This is a genomic window from Enterococcus sp. FZMF, assembly GCF_030263915.1.
Classification (GTDB): Bacteria; Bacillota; Bacilli; order Lactobacillales; family Enterococcaceae; genus Enterococcus_D; species Enterococcus_D casseliflavus.
The window spans coordinates 1,901,592-1,923,578 of the sequence record NZ_CP127160.1; the positions used below are offsets into that span (position 1 = coordinate 1,901,592).

Annotated in this window: 20 protein-coding genes; 3 read left to right on the forward strand and 17 right to left on the reverse strand. The window is 44.4% G+C overall.

The window, feature by feature from the left end:
- Positions 1–45: 45 nt before the first annotated feature.
- From wecB to purC, 12 genes are all read right to left on the reverse strand, one after another.
- Entirely contained in the window at positions 46–1,146 is a 1,101-nt protein-coding gene (gene wecB / locus QN079_RS09205) for a non-hydrolyzing UDP-N-acetylglucosamine 2-epimerase (protein WP_142974097.1), read from the reverse strand.
- Between the two features lie 121 nt (positions 1,147–1,267).
- Positions 1,268–2,245: a GMP reductase gene (guaC, locus tag QN079_RS09210; RefSeq protein ID WP_005230038.1), complete on the reverse strand. Its 978-nt coding sequence runs from the start codon at positions 2,243–2,245 to the stop codon at positions 1,268–1,270.
- 210 nt (positions 2,246–2,455) lie between these two features.
- Positions 2,456–3,370 carry an aldo/keto reductase gene (locus QN079_RS09215; protein ID WP_016611032.1) on the reverse strand — a complete coding sequence of 305 codons (915 nt, stop codon included), beginning with the start codon at positions 3,368–3,370 and terminating at the stop codon, positions 2,456–2,458.
- A 169-nt stretch (positions 3,371–3,539) separates the two neighbouring features.
- Positions 3,540–4,826: a phosphoribosylamine--glycine ligase gene (purD, locus tag QN079_RS09220; RefSeq protein WP_289229576.1), complete on the reverse strand. Its 1,287-nt coding sequence runs from the start codon at positions 4,824–4,826 to the stop codon at positions 3,540–3,542.
- 16 nt (positions 4,827–4,842) lie between these two features.
- Positions 4,843–6,378, reverse strand: a complete 1,536-nt coding sequence (purH, locus tag QN079_RS09225; protein ID WP_015509884.1) for a bifunctional phosphoribosylaminoimidazolecarboxamide formyltransferase/IMP cyclohydrolase — start codon at positions 6,376–6,378, stop codon at positions 4,843–4,845.
- Complete coding sequence (gene purN, locus QN079_RS09230; protein ID WP_010749592.1) at positions 6,371–6,955, reverse strand: phosphoribosylglycinamide formyltransferase; 585 nt, start codon at positions 6,953–6,955, stop codon at positions 6,371–6,373. The genes purH and purN overlap by 8 nt, the downstream gene beginning before the upstream one ends.
- Entirely contained in the window at positions 6,952–7,998 is a 1,047-nt protein-coding gene (gene purM / locus QN079_RS09235; RefSeq protein ID WP_015509886.1) for a phosphoribosylformylglycinamidine cyclo-ligase, read from the reverse strand. Before purM ends, purN begins: the two co-directional genes overlap by 4 nt.
- 115 nt (positions 7,999–8,113) lie before the next feature.
- A complete protein-coding gene (gene purF / locus QN079_RS09240; RefSeq protein ID WP_010749590.1) occupies positions 8,114–9,538 on the reverse strand; it encodes an amidophosphoribosyltransferase in 1,425 nt (474 codons plus the stop codon).
- Complete coding sequence (gene purL / locus QN079_RS09245; RefSeq protein ID WP_289229577.1) at positions 9,523–11,751, reverse strand: phosphoribosylformylglycinamidine synthase subunit PurL; 2,229 nt, start codon at positions 11,749–11,751, stop codon at positions 9,523–9,525. Before purL ends, purF begins: the two co-directional genes overlap by 16 nt.
- A complete protein-coding gene (gene purQ, locus QN079_RS09250) occupies positions 11,744–12,421 on the reverse strand; it encodes a phosphoribosylformylglycinamidine synthase subunit PurQ (protein WP_010749588.1) in 678 nt (225 codons plus the stop codon). Before purQ ends, purL begins: the two co-directional genes overlap by 8 nt.
- Positions 12,418–12,690: a phosphoribosylformylglycinamidine synthase subunit PurS gene (gene purS, locus QN079_RS09255; RefSeq protein WP_010749587.1), complete on the reverse strand. Its 273-nt coding sequence runs from the start codon at positions 12,688–12,690 to the stop codon at positions 12,418–12,420. The genes purQ and purS overlap by 4 nt, the downstream gene beginning before the upstream one ends.
- The gene (gene purC / locus QN079_RS09260) at positions 12,681–13,406 is read right to left on the reverse strand and encodes a phosphoribosylaminoimidazolesuccinocarboxamide synthase (protein ID WP_289229578.1); all 726 of its coding nucleotides are present in this window, start codon (positions 13,404–13,406) and stop codon (positions 12,681–12,683) included. Before purC ends, purS begins: the two co-directional genes overlap by 10 nt.
- 214 nt (positions 13,407–13,620) lie before the next feature.
- On the opposite strand from purC, the gene QN079_RS09265 reads away from it, so the two are divergent.
- From QN079_RS09265 to pbp4, 3 genes are all read left to right on the forward strand, one after another.
- On the forward strand, positions 13,621–14,055 hold the full coding sequence (locus QN079_RS09265) for a hypothetical protein (RefSeq protein ID WP_353957169.1): 435 nt from the start codon (positions 13,621–13,623) through the stop codon (positions 14,053–14,055).
- A 100-nt stretch (positions 14,056–14,155) separates the two neighbouring features.
- Positions 14,156–14,761, forward strand: coding sequence for a DUF1054 domain-containing protein (locus QN079_RS09270; RefSeq protein ID WP_118215140.1), 606 nt, complete (start codon positions 14,156–14,158; stop codon positions 14,759–14,761).
- A gap of 1 nt (position 14,762) precedes the next feature.
- The gene (pbp4, locus tag QN079_RS09275; RefSeq protein ID WP_289229580.1) at positions 14,763–16,811 is read left to right on the forward strand and encodes a penicillin-binding protein PBP4(5); all 2,049 of its coding nucleotides are present in this window, start codon (positions 14,763–14,765) and stop codon (positions 16,809–16,811) included.
- A 48-nt stretch (positions 16,812–16,859) separates the two neighbouring features.
- Here pbp4 and purB read toward each other — a convergent pair whose 3' ends face one another.
- The 5 genes from purB to QN079_RS09300 all read right to left on the reverse strand — a co-directional run bounded on the left by purB (position 16,860) and on the right by QN079_RS09300 (position 21,986).
- Entirely contained in the window at positions 16,860–18,158 is a 1,299-nt protein-coding gene (purB, locus tag QN079_RS09280; RefSeq protein ID WP_077453800.1) for an adenylosuccinate lyase, read from the reverse strand.
- Positions 18,159–18,171: 13 nt separating this feature from the next.
- Positions 18,172–19,299, reverse strand: coding sequence for a 5-(carboxyamino)imidazole ribonucleotide synthase (purK, locus tag QN079_RS09285; protein ID WP_015509893.1), 1,128 nt, complete (start codon positions 19,297–19,299; stop codon positions 18,172–18,174).
- Complete coding sequence (gene purE, locus QN079_RS09290) at positions 19,283–19,771, reverse strand: 5-(carboxyamino)imidazole ribonucleotide mutase (RefSeq protein WP_289229581.1); 489 nt, start codon at positions 19,769–19,771, stop codon at positions 19,283–19,285. Before purE ends, purK begins: the two co-directional genes overlap by 17 nt.
- A 329-nt stretch (positions 19,772–20,100) precedes the next feature.
- Positions 20,101–21,405 (reverse strand): nucleobase:cation symporter-2 family protein, encoded by a 1,305-nt coding sequence (locus QN079_RS09295; protein WP_010749579.1) that lies wholly within the window; start codon positions 21,403–21,405, stop codon positions 20,101–20,103.
- The gene (locus tag QN079_RS09300) at positions 21,405–21,986 is read right to left on the reverse strand and encodes a xanthine phosphoribosyltransferase (RefSeq protein WP_289229582.1); all 582 of its coding nucleotides are present in this window, start codon (positions 21,984–21,986) and stop codon (positions 21,405–21,407) included. The genes QN079_RS09295 and QN079_RS09300 overlap by 1 nt, the downstream gene beginning before the upstream one ends.
- Between the last annotated feature and the right edge of the window lies 1 nt (position 21,987).

Consider the following 21,987-nt stretch of genomic DNA (forward strand, 5'->3'; position numbering starts at 1 on the left):
CTCTATGTTCCCCTATACTGGGAGAATTATTATTCACTCTAGCTCTCACGAAAAATGATCGGCTAAAATTTGCAGGATTCGCTGGCTTGCTTTCCCATCGCCGTATGGATTTTCTGCATGTGCCATGGCATTGTAAGCTTCTGGATCTTCTAGCAGTCGCTTTGTTTCTTGATAAACCGCAGCTTCAGACGTACCGATCAGTTTTAACGTACCTGCAGCAATGCCTTCGGGACGCTCTGTTGTATCTCGCAAGACCAAAACAGGAACACCTAATGACGGCGCTTCTTCTTGAACACCACCGGAATCCGTCAAAATCAAGGTACTTTGATTCGCAACGTTATGAAAATCAATGACGTCTAAAGGTTCAATCAACGTAACATTTGCTAGTTCCCCAAGAATCTCCTGAGCAATCCCTCGCACTTGAGGATTCTTATGCATAGGGAAAACCACTTTGATCGTTGGCTTCTCTTTTGCGATCTGCGCTAAAGCACGAAAGACCTGCTGCATCGGAGCACCTAAGTTTTCTCGACGATGCATTGTTAGTAGGATCATGGTTTGATCTGCTGCGGAAAGATCTGGATGCTGGTATTCCTCCGAGATCGTATAACGCATCGCATCAATGGCGGTATTACCTGTTACATAAATCGCGGCCTCATTGCGGTTTTCAGCCAGCAGATTTTTTTTGCTTTGGGAAGTTGGCGCAAAATAAAAATCAGCTAAGACATCGATTAACTGACGATTGGCTTCCTCTGGATAAGGAGATTTTTTGTTCCATGTGCGCAAACCGGCTTCCACATGCCCCACAGGAATTTGCTGATAAAAGGCGGCCGTTGCGGCTGCATAAGCGGTGGTCGTATCCCCATGAACCAGCACGATATCAGGAGTTTCTTTTTGCAGGATCGGTTCTAGATCTAGTAAAACTTTGGTGGTGATCCCTGTTAAAGTTTGCCCTAAAGTCATAATATCCAGATCATAGTCTGGTGTGATCTCAAAAACCGTTAATACTTGATCCAACATTTCTCGATGCTGCGCCGTCACCACAACGATCGATTCAAAACGCGGGTCGTTTTCCAATTCCTTAACTAGTGGCGCCATTTTGATGGCTTCCGGTCTGGTACCGAACACTGACATCACTTTGATTGTCATTTGGTCACCCGCTCCTCTACTCTTCATTGCTTCTATTATAACGAAGAAAACAGAAAAACAAAATGGTTCTTCTTACAAAAAAAGAAACGACCAATAGGAGGTCGCTTCTTTAGTATCCTGTTTAGATCGTATCTCCATTGAAAATCGAATTTTTCACGATTACGTAATCCACTTTACGAATCGATTCTAAATCTTTTCCACCTGCATAAGAGATCGATGACTGCAAGTCTTGCTGCATTTCAACTAACGTGTCTTTCAAAGAACCTTTGTATTGAATCCAAATTTTCTTTCCTTCCACGTTTTTCTTTTCGCCTTTTTGAAATTCCGATGCAGAACCAAAGTATTCTTTCATCACAACACCGTTTTCTACTTTCGTTTCACCAGGTGATTCTTCATGACCTGCAAACAACGAACCGATCATGACCATTGTTGCACCGAAACGGACAGATTTAGCGATATCGCCGTGTGTCCGAATGCCGCCATCTGCAATGATTGGTTTGCGAGCAGCTTTGGCACACCAGCGTAGTGCTGCTAACTGCCAGCCGCCAGTCCCGAAACCAGTTTTGATTTTTGTGATACAAACTTTCCCAGGTCCAATGCCGACTTTCGTTGCATCTGCACCAGCGTTTTCCAATTCACGAACTGCTTCTGGCGTTCCAACATTTCCAGCGATCACAAACGTTGCTGGCAAATGCTTCTTGATGTGTTGGATCATATTGATCACGGCGTTTGAGTGGCCATGAGCAATATCGATCGTAATAAAATCAGGAACAAGCTCTTTGTCAGCTAGTTCTTCCACAAAGGCATATTCATTTTCTTTGACACCTACGCTGATAGAAGCAATCAAGCCACGGCTCTTCATTTTTTTGATAAATGGAATCCGTGCTTCTTCATCAAAGCGGTGCATAATATAAAAATAGCCATTTTCAGCTAAAAATTCTGCGATCGAATCATCAATAATCGTTTGCATATTTGCAGGAACGACAGGCATCTTAAAAGAGTGTCCGCCTAATGTCACCGTGGTATCACATTCTGAACGGCTGTTCACGATACACTTGTTAGGAATCAGTTGTATATCTTCGTAATCAAAAACTTTCATGTCAAACATAAAAATATCCTCCAAATCTTACTAAGAGTGAAGCAAGCATCAAATGGCCTCAGCCTATTTTTAACGCCCACAACAATTTAAACCACCTAGAAGTGAAATACAAGCTTTTTAGAAATACTTTTTGAAAAAAAAGGATGAATGTTCGTCTTTTGCGAACATTCATCCTTATAAGTACTGAAAAAAACGGGATTTACTAATAAATTACGGCAAGATGTTTCCTGCTGCTTTATACACCTCATACCATTCATGGCGGGTCAATACGATCGAAGATGCTTGCGCGATTTCTTCGATCCGATGTGGGGTCATCGTTCCAGCAATCACTTGCATGTTTGCAGGGTGACGTAAGATCCACGCAGAAGCAATACCTGTTGGTGTCGTTTGATACTTGTCCGCTAGTTCGGTCAATTTTTCGTTCAACTCTGGGAATTTCTCGTTACCGATAAAGACACCTTCGAAGAAACCATATTGATACGGAGACCAAGCTTGGATCGTCATCTCATGCAAGCGAGAATATTCAAGAATTTCTCCATCATGATCGACACTACCAGCATCCGTCATGTTGACATGAATTCCTTGATCGATCATTCCCGTATGCATGATCCCGAATTGCAGCTGATTCGCTACTAAAGGTTGGGAAACATATTTTTTCAACAATTCGATTTGACCAGGTTTTTGATTGCTGACACCGAAGTATTTCACTTTGCCGTCTTTTTCTAATTGATCAAAGGCAGCTGCCACTTCTTCTGGTTCAAACAAAGTGTCAGGGCGATGCAATAGTAGCGCATCCAAATGATCGGTTTTCAAACGCTGTAAACTACCTTCCACGGAGGAAATGATATGCTCTTTCGAAAAATCAAACATTTCACCTGGAACGATGCCACATTTTGATTGAATGAACAACTCTTCTCTTTTGGCATCCGTTTTTGCTAACGCTTCCGCAAAAATCGTTTCACACTCCCCGCGCCCATAGATATCGGCATGGTCAAAAAAGGTAATGTCATTTTCAATCGCTGTCGTCAATACTTTCACTGGGTCTTTGGCATTGTTGATTCGCATCAAACCTAAAATCACGCTAGATACTTCTAAATCAGTGGGACCGAATTTAATTTTTTTCACGTAAAGTTCCTCCTTATTTAAACTACATTCTTATTTTAGCACAACAAGATGAAAACGCTACACCAACGTCAAAAAAACCTCCTATAAAATGAAAACCACCAGCACAACCGATTGGTTCTACTGGCAGTCATCCTTTACTTTCAATTTGCATTACGCATTGAAACGTTCTTTACTTCATCGCCTTTGATGAGTTGCTATAGTGTAAGGCTTTGTCACCAATGTCATTTCGATAAAACAAACCCGACAAAGGCAATTTATTGATTGCTTCATAGACGTTCTTTTGGGCAGTAGCTAAATCCTCAGCTGAAGCTTCCACAAGAAAAACACGACCACCAGCTGCCGTCAAATCGCCTTGATCAGCAGTCTCCTCCACTCCTGCATAAAAGAATTGTGTTCCTTCTCCTTGAGGAGATGGAACAGGCATTCCTTGCTGATACTTGCCAGGATATCCTTGCGATGCAATCACGACACCGATCGAAGCCGCTTGATTCCAGCGGATCGCGGGCTCTCGATCCTGCAAGAGATCATCAATGATCTGTGCCAGGCTACTATCTAAACGACTTAACACGACTTGCGTTTCTGGATCACCAAAACGAGCATTAAATTCAATGACTTTCGGTCCATCATTAGTAGCAATCAGACCTGCATAAAGAATACCAGTAAATGGTGTCTTATTACGAATCATCCCTTTTGCTGCAGGAAGTAAAACTTCTTTGACCGCTTGATCGACCATTTCTTGCGGAATCTGCGGTACTGGTGTGTACGCCCCCATACCTCCTGTATTCGGCCCTAAATCGCCATCAAACGCACGTTTATGGTCTTGGGCAATGACCATTGGATAGACGGCTTCGTCCTTAACAAACGCCAAGAGCGAAAACTCTTCGCCAGCCAAAAACTCTTCGATCACCACTTTTGCACCACTTTCACCAAAAGCATTTTGCTCCAGCATCGCTTCGACAGCTGCATTCGCCTCATCAACGGTTTCAGCAACAACTACGCCTTTGCCTGCCGCTAAGCCATCCGCTTTGATAACGATCGGTGCACCTTTAAGTTGGATATATGCTTTTGCTTGCGCACTATCTGTAAAGCTTTGATAGTCAGCTGTTGGAATGTGATTGGCACGCATCAATTCTTTGGCAAACTCTTTTGATCCTTCGATCATCGCTGCTTGTCGATTGGGACCAAAAATTTCCAAGCCCGCCGCCTGAAAATCATCTACGATGCCATTTAGTAATGGAACTTCTGGACCAACGAAGGTCCAATCAACCTCCTGCTCTTGAGCAAAAGCAATCAAACCTTCATGATCGGACTCTTCAATTGCGACTGTCACGATCCCGTCTTTTCGCATTCCAGGATTGCCCATTGCACAAAAGACTGTTTCAACTTGAGGGTCTTGCAGAAACTTTTTTGCGACGGCATGTTCTCTGCCACCACTACCAATAACAAGTATTTTCATCGTCTTCTCCTATTTCTTAGTGTTTAAAATGACGAACACCAGTAAAGACCATCGCCACACCGTACTTATCTGCCATGTCGATCGATTCTTGATCTTTGATACTACCACCAGGTTGAATAATCGCTTTGATTCCTTGTTGTGCTGCATATTCGACACTGTCATCCATCGGGAAAAAGGCATCGCTTGCCAGCACTGAACCAGCCAATTTATTGTTTTCACGGGCTTGTTCCACAGCGATTTTCACTGAACCAACGCGGTTCATCTGACCAGCACCGATCCCGACGGTTTGCTGTTGATTGGCTAAAACGATCGCATTGGACTTCACGTGTTTCACCGCTTTCCAAGCAAATGCCAAGGCTGCGATTTCTTCTGGTGTCGGCTGCCTTTTGGTCACCACGGTCCAATCTGCTGGTGACTCCATTTGATCGTCTGGTTCTTGCACCAATAAGCCCCCAAGGACAGAGACAACTTCTGGCTGTTTGGCTGCTTTTTCGAAATCAACAACCAGCAAGCGCAGATTTTTTTTCTTCGTTAGGATTTCAAGTGCTCCTTCTTCAAATGCAGGTGCAATAATGATCTCAAGAAAAATCCGCTGCAGCTGCTGCGCAGTTGCCACATCAACTGGACGATTTAAGACGATAATCCCGCCAAAAATCGACACTGGGTCTGCTTCGTAAGCTTCTTGGAAAGCTTCAGCAATCGTTTCTCCACTTCCGATTCCACATGGATTCATGTGCTTTAGGGCTACTGCAGTTGGCTCTGTAAATTCTTCTGCGATCCGTAAGGCAGCGTCAGCATCTTTAATGTTGTTGTAAGACAATTCTTTGCCGTGGATTTGTTTTGCGCTGGCAATCGAATAGGGCACGGGTAATGCGTCTTGATAGAAGGAAGCTTTCTGATGACTATTTTCACCATAACGCAATGTTTGTTTCAAAACATAGGTTTTCGTCAAGTTCTCCGTTTCTGTTTCAGCCACCGCTTTGGTCAAGTATTCACCAATCAAGGCATCGTAGGCTGCGGTATGGCGGAAGACTTTGGCAGCTAATTTCTTTCTTGATGCCAACGTCGTATTGCCTTCCTTCAGCTCAGTTAAAACCCAGTCGTAATCCTTGGGATCAACGACAACAGTTACTGAGGCATGGTTTTTTGCCGCAGAACGCAGCATGCTTGGTCCGCCGATGTCGATATTTTCGATTGCGTCGGCTTCTGTGACATCAGGCTTGCTGATCGTTTCTTTAAATGGATAAAGATTGACGACAACGAGGTCGATCGGTAAAATACCGTGCTCAGCCATTGCCTCCATATGAGAAGGCAGATCACGTCGCCCTAACAGACCACCATGCACCCGCGGATGTAGCGTTTTTACCCTACCGTCCATCATTTCAGGAAATTCTGTGATCGCTTCGATGCCGATCGGTTGAAGCCCTGCTTCCTCCAAGACGGTTTTGGTCCCGCCAGTTGAAATGATCTCAAATCCTAAATTGGTCAATTCTTGGACAAATGGTACCAGTCCTTCTTTGTCAGACACACTGATTAATGCACGTTTATTCACGATTTGATAGCCCCTTTTCCACAATTTCAGCTAAAACAGCTGGATAGATTTGGTGTTCCACTTGATGAATTTTCTCTGTCACACTTGTTAACGTATCGTCGGTGTCAATCCGAACGATTTCTTGGGCAATGATTGGCCCTGTATCAATGCCAGCATCGACATAATGAACCGTAACCCCCGTCACTTTCACGCCATAAGCGAAGGCATCGGCAATCCCAGATTTGCCTGGGAAGCTCGGCAACAACGAGGGATGGATATTGATGACTCTGCCTTCGTAAGCGGATAATAGGGTGTTCCCGATGATCCGCATATACCCAGCTAAAACAATAAAATCGATGGCATGATACTGCAATTCTTCGATCAATTTCCTTTCAAAGGCTGCTTTTGACGCAAAAGCAGCTGGCTCCAAGACAAGCGTTTCATAGTCTCTTGCGCGGGCTTTTTCTATCACTGGCGCTGCAGGTTTATCGGAAAAGACCAATCCGATCTGCGCCCCTTTGATTTCATTAGCCTGGATCGCATCGGCGATCGCTGTAAAATTGCTGCCCGTTCCAGAAGCAAAGACGGCGATCCTCATCGGACTGCCTCTTTAAAGCAGACAGCTTCGTTGTCACGTTTCGTCACTTTACCGATCCGATACGCTGGTTCTTCATTGGCGGATAGAAGCGCCATTACTGCCGCAACATTTTCTGGCGCAACGGCTAAGACCATACCGATCCCCATGTTGAAAATCTCGAACATTTCTTGGTGAGGAATCGCGCCATGAGCAGCGATCAGATCAAATATCGGCAACTGCGGCCAAGTGTCTAAGGAGATTTCTGCCGCCAGACCTTCAGGCAGCATCCGCGGGATATTTTCAACAAATCCGCCACCAGTGATATGAGAAATTCCAGCTAGCAATCCTTCTGTCAATAAAGGCTTCAATGCATCCACGTAAATTCTCGTTGGCGTCAATAAACTTTCTGCAAGTGTTTGGTTGCCAAGTTCTGCAAATGTTTCTGCTCCTGTATAGCCATGCTGTTCAAAAAAGACTTTTCTGACTAAAGAGTACCCATTCGAGTGAATGCCTGATGAAGGCAAACCAATCAGCTCATCGCCTTCTTTGATGGTTTCTCCAGTGATCAAGCGACTTTTTTCGACGATTCCTACGGCAAAGCCAGCAAGATCATATTCTTCTGGTTGGTACATTCCCGGCATTTCAGCGGTTTCCCCACCAATCAGGGCAGCACCCGCTTGCACACAGCCCTCTGCGACACCAGCAATGATTTGTTCGATCTTTGCAGGATCGTTTTTACCGACTGCAACATAGTCAAGGAAGTAGATAGGTTCTGCCCCTTGAGCGACGATATCATTCACGCACATTGCGACACAATCAATGCCGATCGTTGTGTGCTGTTCTTGCTGGATCGCCAATAAAAGCTTAGTTCCTACACCATCTGTCCCAGAAACGAGTACTGGTTCTTTCAATTGGTACGATGATAAGTCAAAACAGCCACCAAAACCCCCGATTGCCCCCATCACGCCTAGACGTTCTGTTCGTTTCACATGCTTTTTGATCCGTTCGACTACTTCATAACCGGCTTCGACATCGACACCGGCTTTTGCATATGCATTTGCCACGTTTGTTCCTCCTCAATCATTCATCCGCTTTTCTTCATTCAGCTCATTCGTCGTTAACGCAAGTAAACCAGCGGTCCTTCACTGCTTCGTTTGAAAAACCATTTTTGCCTACAATTTATTCAGCTAAAGACGCGAGATAGTTTTCTTCATAATCATACAAAGGGGTTGGATAATCGCCATTGAAATAGGCCATACACAATCCTGAGTAAGGTGCGTCAAAATCTAAACCGATCGCTTCGATCAACCCGTCTTCACTTAAAAAGGCCAAAGAATCTGCTTCGATTTTTTCACAAATCTCAGCTTCCGTATATTTGGCTGCGATCAATTCTTTTCTCGTTTGAATGTCGATCCCGTAAAAACACGGATAGCGCAAAGGCGGCGAACCGATACGTACATGAACTTCTTTGGCACCGGCTTCTTTTAGCAGTTGCACGATACGGCGGCTGGTGGTTCCTCGGACGATCGAATCGTCGACTAGAATCACTCGTTTGCCTTCGACTACGCCACGAACAGCTGAGAGCTTCATCCGTACACCTTGTTCCCTTAACTCCTGCGTCGGTTGAATAAACGTTCGTGCGATGTATTGATTTTTTACTAAGCCTAATTCATAGGGAATACCTGAAGCTTCTGCATACCCGCTGGCAGCAGATAAGGATGAATTCGGTACACCAATGACCATATCCGCTTCGATCGGCGCCTCTTGTGCTAAGCGACGGCCCATATTTTTACGGGCACGATGGACGTTGACGCCAGCGATGTTGGAATCAGGACGGGCAAAATAGATAAACTCCATCGAACATATCGCAGGTTGTACTTCTTGGGTATACTGTTCAATTTGAATGCCTGCATCATCAATGATCACGACTTCGCCTGGTCGGACATCACGAATAAATTCCGCACCGATGACTTCCAACGCACAGGTTTCTGAAGCCACCACATAAGCACCATTGACCATTTTCCCGATTGACAATGGCCGAAAGCCATTGGGGTCTAGTGCTGCGATCATGGCATTTTCGGTCAGTAAAAGGTACGCAAATCCTCCTTTAACTTGATTTAATGCCTCCTTGACCCGATCCATAAAAAGCGGTTCTTCGCTGCGACGGATCAAGTGCATGAGAATCTCTGTATCGGAATTCGAGTGGAAAATCGCACCAGCCTTTTCTAAGGATTTCCGTAGACTTTTCGCATTCGTCAAGTTGCCGTTATGAGCTAAGCCAATCTGCTGATCAAAAAATTTGAATAAAAATGGTTGAATATTATCAACGCTACCATTACCAGCAGTTGCGTAACGAACGTGACCAATGGCAGCATCTCCTGTCAGACGCTGGAGGACACGTTCATCCGAAAAGACTTCCGCTAGCAACCCTAAATCACGGTGGCCATTGAGTTTCCCCGCATCATTCGTGACAATCCCTGCACCTTCTTGGCCGCGATGTTGCAAACTGTGTAGTCCGAAGTAGGTGACACGAGCGGCATCTGGATGACCCCAAACACCAAAAACCCCACATTCCTCGTTGAGGCTCTTTACTTCATTAAACATGGAATGGCTTCCTCCCATTTCAATTTCGCCTCAGTAAGGGGCATCTCGATCGTATCATCTTGTGCTTGCATGCGAATCTGGCCATCAGCAGTCACTTCCCCGATCGCTGTTGCAGCAGCGCCTACCAGCGCTTCAAAAGCTGCTTGCTTATCAGGTGCGACTGAAATCACGAATCGGGATTGGGTTTCTGAAAACAATTGTGCTGCTGGCAATGACACGGTCACATTTAGACCAAAGCCCTTGTCAAAAGCGGATTCGGCTAAAGCGATCGCTAAACCACCTTCGGCACAATCGTGGGCACTTTGAACAAGACTTGCTTGGATCGCTGCGGTAACCAATTGTTGGTTCATTTTTTCTGTTTCAAGGTCAAAGGACATTAAACGCCCAGCGATCTTTCCTGTCTGCAGTTTTTGCAATTCAGACCCATTGAAGTCAGCATGGGTTTCCCCTAGGACATAGATCAGATCCCCCGCTGCTTGGAAATGCTGCGTCGTGATATGCGCCAGCTCTTCGATCAATCCGACCATCCCAATTACCGGCGTTGGATAGACCGATTGTCCGTCCGTTTCGTTGTATAAGGAGACGTTCCCAGAAATGACTGGTGTCTCTAGCACACGACAAGCTTCTGAGATCCCGTCAGCAGCCGTGGATAACTCCCAGAATCCTTCTGGTTTATCTGGCGAGCCGAAGTTAAGGCAGTCAGTGATCGCCAATGGACGCCCACCGGAAGCGACGATATTTCGAGCAGCTTCTGCAACTGCGATCTGTCCGCCGACTTCTGGATCTAAGTACAGGTAACGAGCATTACAGTCAGTCGTCATCGCCAAGGCTTTATTGGTTCCCTTGATTCGTAAAACAGCGGCATCACCGCCGGGTCCTACCACGGTATTGGTACGAACTTGCGAGTCGTAGGTTTCAAAAATCGAGCGTTTTGAAGCGATCGTCGGCTGCTGCAGTAGATCGGCAAATACAGACGTTGCTGAATGAATCACTGGAACAAAGTCTGGTGTTTCCTTAAACACTTTGATCCGTTTCGGTTCTGCCATCTCTTTGTAGTAAGTCGGCGCATCTTCAGCTAAAGCATCTACGGGCAAATTAGCGACTTCCTGTCCGTGATGGAACAAACGATAGTTGCCATCATCTGTTACTTCACCGATCACGACGGCTTCTAGATCGTATTTCTTAAAGAGTGCTTCCACTTCAGTTTCATGTCCTTTTTTGACACAGATCAGCATCCGCTCTTGAGATTCTGACAACATCATTTCATAAGGCGTCATATTGGTTTCTCGTTGTGGAACATCATCTAACGTTAAACGCAACCCTGATCCGGCTTTTGATGCCATCTCGGCACTAGAAGAAACCAATCCAGCAGCACCCATATCTTGAATTCCGACTAAAATGTCCGAATGATCCACGATCAATTCCAAACAAGCTTCCAACAAAAGTTTTTCCATAAAAGGATCACCGACTTGTACGGCGGAACGTTGTTGTTCTTCCCCTTCGACAAATTCTTCCGATGCAAAAGTCGCCCCATGTATCCCGTCGCGTCCTGTTTTTGCGCCGACATACATGATGGTGTTTCCAACACCTTTGGCCTGCCCTTTTTGAATATCCTTGTGGGCAATGATCCCTACACACATCGCATTGACTAATGGATTACCTTCATAACAAGGATCAAATGCCACTTCACCACCGACGGTCGGAATCCCAATACAGTTGCCATAGCCACTGATTCCAGCAACGACTTCTTCCAAAAGATATTTCGTTCTTGGATTATCTAACTCACCAAATCGTAAGGAGTCTAAAACAGCAATCGGTCTTGCTCCCATACTGAAGATGTCGCGGATGATCCCACCAACACCAGTTGCTGCTCCTTCATAAGGTTCCACCGCAGAAGGATGATTATGGCTTTCCGCTTTAAAAACGACGGCTAGATCATCGCCGATATCCACGATACCCGCACCTTCTCCAGGCCCTTGCAGTACTTGCGGCCCTTCTGTCGGGAATTTCCGCAAAACAGGTTTGGAATTTTTGTAAGAACAATGTTCACTCCACATCACTGAAAAGAGTCCAGTTTCGGTATAGTTCGGTAAACGTCCCAAAATATCTTCTGAGATCATCCGATATTCTTCTTGGGTCAATCCCCATTGCTCGTATAATTTCGTGTCTTTGATTTCTTGTGGTGTAGGTTCTTTTACGATCATTTTATCCATTTACCGGCACCTTCCCAAAATTTTTCAATAATGAAGCAAAAAACTTCTTGCCATCTTCTGAGCCCAATAAGCTTTCCATCGCTCGTTCTGGATGAGGCATCATGCCTAGAACATTGCCAGCTTTATTACAGATACCAGCGATGTTGTGTAGGCTGCCGTTGACGTTATCTTCATAACGGAAAACGATTTGATTGTTGGCAACCAATTCCTGATAAGTCGTTTCATCACAATAATAATTGCCCTCACCATGAGCGACAGGAAGCGTAATGACTTGATCCGTTTCATACTCAGAAGTAAAAGCTGTTTGATTATTCACTTGCAGACGGACCGGTTTGCAAATAAAATGGAGTGATTCATTTCTTTGTAAAACCCCTGGTAACAAGCCCGCTTCCGTTAAAATTTGAAACCCATTGCAGGTACCAAAGACAGGTTTGCCTTCATTTGCCAAACGAATGACCTCTGACATGATCGTAGAAAAACGGGCAATCGCTCCGCATCTTAAGTAATCACCATAAGAAAATCCTCCTGGAAGCAAAACACCGTCAAAACCAGCTAAACTGTCTGCATCATGGCGCACATATTCTGCTTCTGCCCCCATGATATCTTTGATTGCCCACATCAAATCAACATCACAATTTGATCCAGGAAAAACGATCACTGCAAATTTCATAGGGCCGCTTCCTCCATTTGAACCATTTCATAACGGTAGGTTTCCATATTGACATTTGCCAAAAGCTTGTCGCAGATCGCTTCGATTTCTTCTGCTACAGCTGCTTGTGTTTGATTGTTTGAAGGTGTCACTTTGATTTCAAAGTATTTCCCGATCCGAATATCACTGACATCTTGATACCCCAAGCGATGAACCGCTCCTTTCACAGCTTCTCCTTGAGGGTCTAAAACAGATTCCTTATAGGTTACATAAACTTTGACTAAATACATGCTGAATTCTCCTTTTCTAAACGATTTAAGACTTCTTCATAAACAGGAACGATGTCCCCTAAATCACGTCGATAAACATCTTTATCAAGATGCTCATTTGTCCCCATATCCCATAAACGACAAGTATCTGGTGAAATCTCATCAGCCAGAAGCAACTCGCCCTTTTTGGTTTTGCCGATCTCGATTTTAAAATCGATCAAGCGAATGTTGATGTTCGCAAAGATTTCCAGTAACGCAGCGTTGACTTGCAGCGCCAATGTTTTGATCTGGTCCAGCTCCTCTTCTGAGGCAAGCCCTATATAAAACACATGATCATCATTGATAAACGGATCATCCAAGCGATCTTCTTTGTAGTAAAACTCTACGATCGGCTTTGGCAGTTTGGTTCCTTCTTCGATGCCCAAGCGCGTTGAAAAACTACCAGCAGCCGTGTTGCGAACAACGACTTCTAAAGGAATCATGGTGACAGCTCGAATTAATTGTTCGTGTTTAGACACTAATTGAAGAAAGTGACTTGGGACGTTTTTGTCGGCTAGCCGCTGAAAAAGATGCGCAGTGATCTGATTGTTCAAGGCACCCTTTCCTACAACGGCATCTTTCTTTTGACCATTCAATGCAGTAGCTTGATCCAAATAAACGACTCTCAATACATCCTCTTCGTTGGTTTTAAACAATTTTTTGGCTTTTCCTTCATAAAGAAGCACTTCTGATTCCATAATCCACCTCAGTTAAGTAATATTTTTCACATAGCGATGACACACATCTTTATTTGCTTATTATTCTAACAACGCAGAAAAAGCGGGTCAATGATTATCTGTACATTTACATATTAATAAACACGAATGTTCGCTTTTTACCTAGTTGGTTGAAAGCAGATTCCTCTTTAGAAGCAGTGAAGGATTTATAAAGCGTTTACAATATTCTTTTTTCATGCTATATTTAGGTCGTATTGTAGCTACATTCAAGGAGGAGTACTATATGTGGTCGCTAAAGAATCGTGCTGAACTTTTTTTAGCTCATTTATCAGACAAAGAAAAACAACAGCTCCATAACGAATTATTGGCCGTGCAGCAAATCCTTTCCATCAACCAACAAACAAGTTTCTATTTATTCAGTCCCTTCAAAAAAGGGACTCGCCCTCATTATGCCGAAGAACAAAAGCGTGTTCTACAATTTCAAAATGAGCGCAATGACGAATTGATCATTCATCAAATCCATCGCCAAAGCTTATTTAAACATACGTATTCTTTTCGGATTTATTTTAATTTAGAAGAAATGGACTTTTCTTTCTTGGATGATCTTTTGCATCTTTTGAAGGAACAAAGCCAGACACCAACGTTTAAATTGAGTCCAGCGGCAAATTGACTGAGTATCCTTCGATAAAAAAAGGTAAAATAAACAAAAGCCCGTAATTTATCGGGCTTTTTTTGTTATACTATTTTCAGACAACAGAAAGGATACGATTATGCTATTTACGAAACAATCATTTGATGCTTTTTCTTTAGAAACATTAGACGAACGAATGGAAAAAATCCGTGCCGAGATTCAGCCGATTTTTCAAACGATCGGTGAGACAGCGATCCCATTAATTGAAGAAAGCTGCCAAGAGCCTTTTTATTTGCATATTGCTCAGCACCGACGCAGAACCGTCTACCCTCCTGCCGAAACCTGGGCAGGGATCGGTCCGAACAAACGAGGCTATAAAATGGATGCCCACTTTCAAATTGGGATCAATCAAGCGTATGTCTTTGTTTGGCTCAGCGTGATCGATCAACCGAAAAATCAGGCAACGATCGCTGAATCCTGGTTGGCCCAAAAAGAATTATTCGATCAATTACCAGCTGACTTTACACTTTCTCCTGATCACACAAAATACGACCACTACCCTATCGCCATGTGGCCAACCTATCTGGAACGATTGAAGAAAGTCAAAAAAAGTGAGCTTCAAATTGGAAAGATTTTTCCGAAAGAAATGATCGAAGACGTTGAGATGGCGGATATTTTAGCAGTTTATCAAACACTGTTGCCGCTTTATCATGCCCGTATGACGGCTTTGAAGGAGGAACAATAATATGTCAGAAAATCGGCGCTCTCGCAACGAAAAGCCAGCGAAAAAGCCCAAGCGCTTCGTCTGGTTGGCACTTCCTGCCGCCTTATTGGTACTAGGCGGCGGCTATTATGGTTATACCGTCTATCAGGATCGGCAAGAAGAAGCGGCTGCTAAAAAAGCCCTCACTTCCTTTATCGACGCTTTGGCCGATCAGAAGTACAGTGACTTGCCTGCCTTCGTGTCTGAAGACAGTTTAGCATCAACCGGCTTTACCGCAGACGAAGTCTCTGAAAAATACGAAGCGATCTTCACTGGTATCGGTGCCGAATCATTTAAAGCATCTGGGATTGAGGTAACTCCTAATGACAAGGATTCCGATCAATTCAATTTCCAATACAACGGTTCCTTGACCACCTCGTTAGGTGAATTAACCGAGCTTTCTTATAGTGGCACGATCACTGTAGCAGATAACGAAGCCAAGATCGATTGGTCCCCTCAGTTAATCTTTCCAGGAATGGAGGGACAAGACAAAGTCAGTATCTCCGTAGATAATGCCACTCGCGGCGAGATTCTCGACCGAAACAACGAACCACTAGCAGAAAATGGCACGCTTTATGAGTTAGGCGTCGTTCCGGGGCAACTGGGCACGGGAGACGAAAAAACCGCCAATATCAAAGCGATCGCGGAACGTTTCGACCTGACAGAAGAAGCCATCAATCAAGCGTTGGGTCAATCTTGGGTTCAAGATGAGTTGTTCGTTCCCTTGAAGATCATCGAACCAACGGATGAGATGCCAACTGGAACAAGTTTAAAAGAAACGACTGGACGCACTTACCCACTTGGGGAAGCTGCCGCCCAACTGATTGGTTACTTAGGAAATGTAACAGCGGAAGATATCGAAAAAGATGAAACACTAGCAAGCAACGGACAAATTGGTCGTAGTGGTCTGGAAGCTGCCTTCGATAAAGAGTTGCGAGGAGAAAACGGCGGAAAAATCGCCATCACAGATGAAGATGGTGCTGAGAAAGCCGTCCTTTTAGAAAAAGAACGCGCAGATGGCAAGGATATCCAATTGACCATTGATGCCCAAGCGCAAAAGACGGCGTTTGACTCCTTACAAAACCAAGCAGGAGCAACGGTCGTTACCGAACCCAAAACTGGCGATCTGCTGGTACTTGCCAGCTCGCCAAGTTATGATCCCAATAAAATGACCCAAGGGATCTCACAAGAAGATTATGATGCGTATGAACAAAATGAAGACCTGCCTTTCATCAGCCGCTTTGCTACGGCCTATGCACCTGGTTCGACCTTTAAGGCCATCACTGGTGCGATCGGCTTGGAAAATGGCACGATCGATCCTACGCAGAGTATCGCAATCGATGGATTGAAATGGCAAAAAGATAGCTCGTGGGGCGACTACTTTGTGACGAGAGTTACTGATGTAGCTTCTGTGAATCTCAAGGATGCACTGGTATACTCTGATAACATTTATATGGCGCAACAAACCCTATCTATGGGCGAAGATGCCTTTCGTGACGGCTTGTCGAAGTTGATTTTTGGTGAAACATTGGATTTACCGATCGCGATGAATCCTGCTCAAATTTCAAATGAAGACTCCTTCAATTCGGACATTTTACTGGCAGATACCGGCTATGGCCAAGGAGAATTGTTATTGAATCCAATCCAGCAAGCGGCGATCTACTCCGTCTTTGCCAATCAAGGGAAGCTGGTCTATCCCCGTTTAGTGAAAGAGGCAGAGCAAAAAGACAAAGAAGTCTTTAAAGCAGAAACGATCGATCAAATCAATCAAGATTTGACCGCCGTTGTTTCCGATCCAAACGGAACTGCACATTCCTTGGCAGCATTAAACATTCCATTAGCTGCTAAGACAGGAACAGCTGAAATCAAAGAAAAGCAAGATGAAAAAGGCCAGGAAAACAGCTTCTTATTTGCCTTTGATTCGCAAGACCAAGGATTTCTGATGGTCTCCATGCTAGAAGATCGCCAGGAAAACCAATCAGCAACTGGTTTAGCACCTGAGCTATTGACCTACTTAGCTGAACATTATTAAAAAAAGCTGCAACCTTCAGATAAGGATCTGAAGGTTGCGGCTTTTTTCTTATTCGGCTAAACCGACACGTTCAAAGATCGTGTCGACTTGTTTTAAGTGATGGTTGTAATCAAACGCATCGTCTAAGTCTGCTTTGGTCAACACATCCGTAATGGCTGGATCAGCTTCTAATAGTGGACGGAAATCCGTTTGCTCATCCCAAGCTTGCGCTGTTTTTGGCTGAACCAAGTCATAGGCTTGCTCTCTTGTCATACCGTGATCGATCAATTTCAACATCACTCGTTGGCTGTAAATCAATCCAAAGGTCGCATTCATATTGCGCTTCATATTCTCTGGGAAAACAGTCAGATTTTTGACGATATTGCCAAAGCGATTCAGCATATAATCGATCAAAATCGTCGTATCCGGAATAATGATCCGTTCTGCCGATGAATGTGAGATATCCCGTTCATGCCACAGTGAGACATTTTCATAAGCTGTCACCATATGGCCGCGAACGACTCGTGCAAGTCCCGCCATATTTTCAGAACCGATTGGGTTACGCTTATGGGGCATGGCAGAAGAACCTTTTTGACCTTTTGCGAAGAATTCTTCAACTTCTCGGGTTTCTGATTTTTGTAAGCCCCGGATTTCGGTTGCAAATTTCTCAATGCTAGTTGCGATCAACGCCATTGCAGAGAAATACTCTGCATGCAAGTCACGAGGTAGTACTTGTGTGGAAATATCTTGCGCACGAATCCCTAATTTTTCACAGACATACTCTTCGACAAACGGTGGAATATTTGCAAAGGTTCCAACTGCTCCGCTGATCTTTCCTGCTTCGACCCCTTTTGCTGCTCGCTCAAAACGCTCGACATTGCGTTTCATTTCCGCATACCATAAGGCTAATTTCAAGCCAAAGGTCGTTGGTTCCGCATGTACACCATGGGTACGTCCCATCATTACGGTATGTTTGTATTCTTTGGCTTTTTCACCAATGATCGTCACAAAACGATTTAAATCTTCCCGAATCAAGTCGTTGGCTTGTTTCATCAAGTAGCCATACGCAGTATCAACAACATCCGTCGACGTCAAGCCGTAGTGGACCCACTTACTTTCATCACCTAAAGATTCAGAGACTGCTCGGGTAAAAGCAACCACATCATGTCGCGTTTGCGCTTCGATCTCTAAGATACGGTCGATATCGAAGGTTGCTTTTTCACGAATCAAAGCAACATCCTCTTTCGGTATCTCCCCTAGTTCCGCCCAAGCTTCATCCGCCAGTATTTCTACTTCTAACCACGCTTGGTAACGGTTTTGATCGGTCCAAATAGCACCCATTTCTGGTCTTGTGTAACGCTCTAACATGTTATTATCTCCTTTAATCCCAAATATTGGTTTGATAGATTTCTTCAGTGGTCTCTGCGATATCTTCCGTCAAAACAGTGATATGACCCATTTTACGCCCGGTTTTAGCTTCTTCTTTGCCATAGTAATGGAATTGCCAAGCAGGTTTTGTGGCAATCAGCTCATACGTTTCTGTCAATTCATCGCCTAAGACATTGACCATGACTGCTGGTGAAAGCAATGAAACTTCTGGTAATGGCCAGCCACAGATCCCCCGGATATGGGCATCAAACTGACTCATGGAACAAGCTTCGATCGAATAGTGACCAGAATTATGCGGTCGCGGTGCTAACTCATTGACATACAAGCCGCCACTTTTAGTCAAGAACATTTCGATGGCTAAAACGCCTTGCAGATCCAAGGCCTTCGCAATAATATGAGCGATCCGTTTGGCTTCTTCGGCAACTTCTGGATCAATGCGCGCAGGAGCGATCGTTTGATGCAAAATATTGTTGCGATGGATGTTTTCTACCACTGGGAAAGTGGTAAAGGTTTCTCCATTACCAGCAACTAAAATCGACAATTCTTTCTCAAAAGGAATCCACGCTTCTAATTCGCACGTCCCTTCACGCAGTAAGTTCATCGAAGGCGCTAAATCTGCGGTACTGTATAACACGTGCTGCCCTTTTCCGTCATAACCGCCTCTAGTCGTTTTTAACACACAGGGATAACCGATACTGTCGATGGCATCTTGGATATCTGTTGGACTGATGATCGTGGCATAAGGTGCAATCACGATATTGTTAGCCTCTAGAAATGACTTTTCTAATAAACGATCTTGAGTGATTGCTAACAGGTCAGTCCCTTGAGGGATATGGGAATAAGGCAAAATGGAATTCAAAGCCTCGACACTGACATTTTCGAATTCATAGGTGATCACGTCGGCACGTCGAGCCATTTCTTCTAAAGCAAACACATCATCGTAGGCAGCAACAATATGCCAATCAGCGACTTGGGCTGTTGGACAATTGGCAGTAGGGTCTAAGACGCCAACCCGAAAGCCCATTTCTTTGGCACTCATTGCCATCATACGACCTAGCTGTCCTCCGCCAACGATTCCGATCGTTGCGTTGGGCATTAAAGGTTTAATCAAGTTGATCACTACTTTCCAATACAATTTCTTTTAATGTATTTCTTCGCGCGTTTAATTTCTCCGCTATCTCTAAATCATACATGGAAAGCATCTGCGCTGCAAGTAGTCCTGCGTTAGTTGCGCCAGCTTTTCCGATCGCTGTTGTTGCCACTGGTATACCAGCTGGCATCTGCACGATCGATAGTAGGGAATCCAACCCGTTTAATGCGCGAGATTGTACAGGCACACCAATGACGGGCAACGTTGTTTTCGCTGCGACCATTCCTGGCAAATGAGCTGCTCCCCCTGCTCCTGCGACAATGACTTTGATTCCTTCTGCACGAGCAGTTTCGGCAAATTCGAACATCAAATCTGGTGTACGATGTGCCGAAACGACTTTTTTCTGATAAGGTATCGCTAACTCATCAAAAATCAAGCAGCACTCCTTCATTGTTTCCCAATCTGACTTGCTCCCCATAATCACTGCAACTGCTGGTTTCATTTGATTTTCCCTCCAACGATTTTTTACTAGTTTCTTCTGAAACAAGCTCAGAAGTATTTTCTCACGAAATTAGTTTGTTAGCAGCAGTTTGTCACTGCGACCCAACGCCCCTTGCATAGCACGTTATGACTAACAATCACTTTCCCCTTTAAATAGTAACGAGTTGCCGGAGCAATGTCAAAATATTTTCGAACTATTTGCTAGTTTATCTTTGTATCGTTCGTTTTTATGGCTAAGAAAACCATTCAGTCTTTCTGTTTGGTAGGAAAAAGACAAATAAAGGAACAATACAAAAAATCCAGACGAATCCTCGTCTGGATCAAATCAACTTACTGTTGCAAGCTCAATTCCGTCACTTCGTCTGTTTCTTTCGGCAATCCATTGAAGAACAGATTCAAAACAATGGCTGTCAAACTACTCATGACGATCCCATTGCCTGTAAACATTTGGACGGTTTCAGGCATCTGACTGAATAAGGTTGGCATCATATTGAACCCTAAACCAAAACCGATCGATACCGCAATCACTAACAAGTTCTTGTCATTCATAAAATCAACTTTGCTCAGCATTCGCATCCCTTGAACAGCGACCATGCCAAACATCACTAACATGCCGCCTCCCAGTACTGCTTCTGGAATGATTTGCGCAATGGCACCAACTTTTGGAAACAGCCCTAATACGATCAAAAAGATAGCTGAAAAGAAAATCGGGCGTCGCGTCTTAATACCTGAAAGTTGAACCAAACCTACATTTTGTGAAAATCCAGTATAAGGGAATGTATTGAAGATCCCCCCAAGGATCACCGCCAAGCCTTCCGCACGATAGCCGCGCTTTAAGTCATTGCCTGTAATCGGTTTTTCAGTAATATCTCCCAGCGCAAAATAAACGCCAGTGGACTCTACCAGACTCACGATGGAAATAATGATCATCAAAACGATCGACCACAGATCAAAGGTTGGTAAGCCAAAATAAAAAGGCTGAGGCAAATGAAACACAGGCGCATGGGCGATGGCAGAAAGATCCACCAATCCTAAGAGCGCTGCTAAAATGGTCCCCCCGATCAAACCGATCAAAACGGCAATCGAGCGAATAAAGCCTTTCCCAAAGACCTGCACCCCAATGATCAAGGCAATCGTCACAAAGCCTAACAATAAATTCGTTGGATCACCAAAGTTAGCAGCTGCAGCATCGCCTCCACCGATTTTAGTGATGGCGACTGGAATCAAGGTCAAGCCGATGACGGTAATCACGGTTCCCGTCACCAATGGGGGAAACAAGACTTTGATTTTCGAAAAAATGCCAGCGATCAGAACAATGAAAATCCCAGCGGCAATGATCGCTCCGTAAATCGCACTGATCCCTGATTTGGTGCCAATCAAAATCAATGGGGAGACAGCTTGGATGGCACAGCCTAAAACGACTGGTAGGCCGATCCCGAAAAAGCGGGTAACAACTAGTTGCAAAAGCGTAGCGATTCCGCACATGAAAATATCGATCGAGATCAAATACGTCATCTGAGCTTCATTGAAGCCCAGACCTGTTCCAATCAGCAAAGGAACGGCAACAGCTCCTGCATACATCGCTAGCAAATGCTGCAAGCCTAAAACTGCTGAACGGCTATTCGTTTCTTTCATTAGGCATCTCCCTCTATAAAGCTGACTTGTCCCTCAGACAATGAGGCGATCCGTGCTAGTGAAACAACAGGAATCCCCATTTCTTCAAGTAATTGTCGACCACTTTGGAATGATTTTTCAATCACGATACCGATACCGACGACGTTGGCTCCTGCTTGTTGACACAGTTCGATCAAGCCTTTTGCTGCTTGTCCGTTTGCTAAAAAATCATCAATAATCAAGACTGTATCCTCTGAAGTTAAAAATTTCTTGGAAATCGATACTTGGCTGGTCACTTGCTTGGTAAAGGAATAGACAGATGCAGTCAGCAGCTCTTCATCCATTGTCAGACTCTTTGCTTTACGGGCAAAGATCATTGGTACTTGTAACTGTTCTGCAGTATAAAGGGCTGGTGCGATCCCTGAAGCTTCGATGGTCACTACTTTTGTGATGCCGCTTCCTTGAAACCGTTCCGCGAAGACTGTACCGATTTCTTTCATCAACTCATAATCCACTTGGTGGGTCAAAAATTGGTCCACTTTAAGAACCCCTTCGCCCAGCACATTTCCGTGTGTTTTGATACGCTCAACTAATTTTTCCATC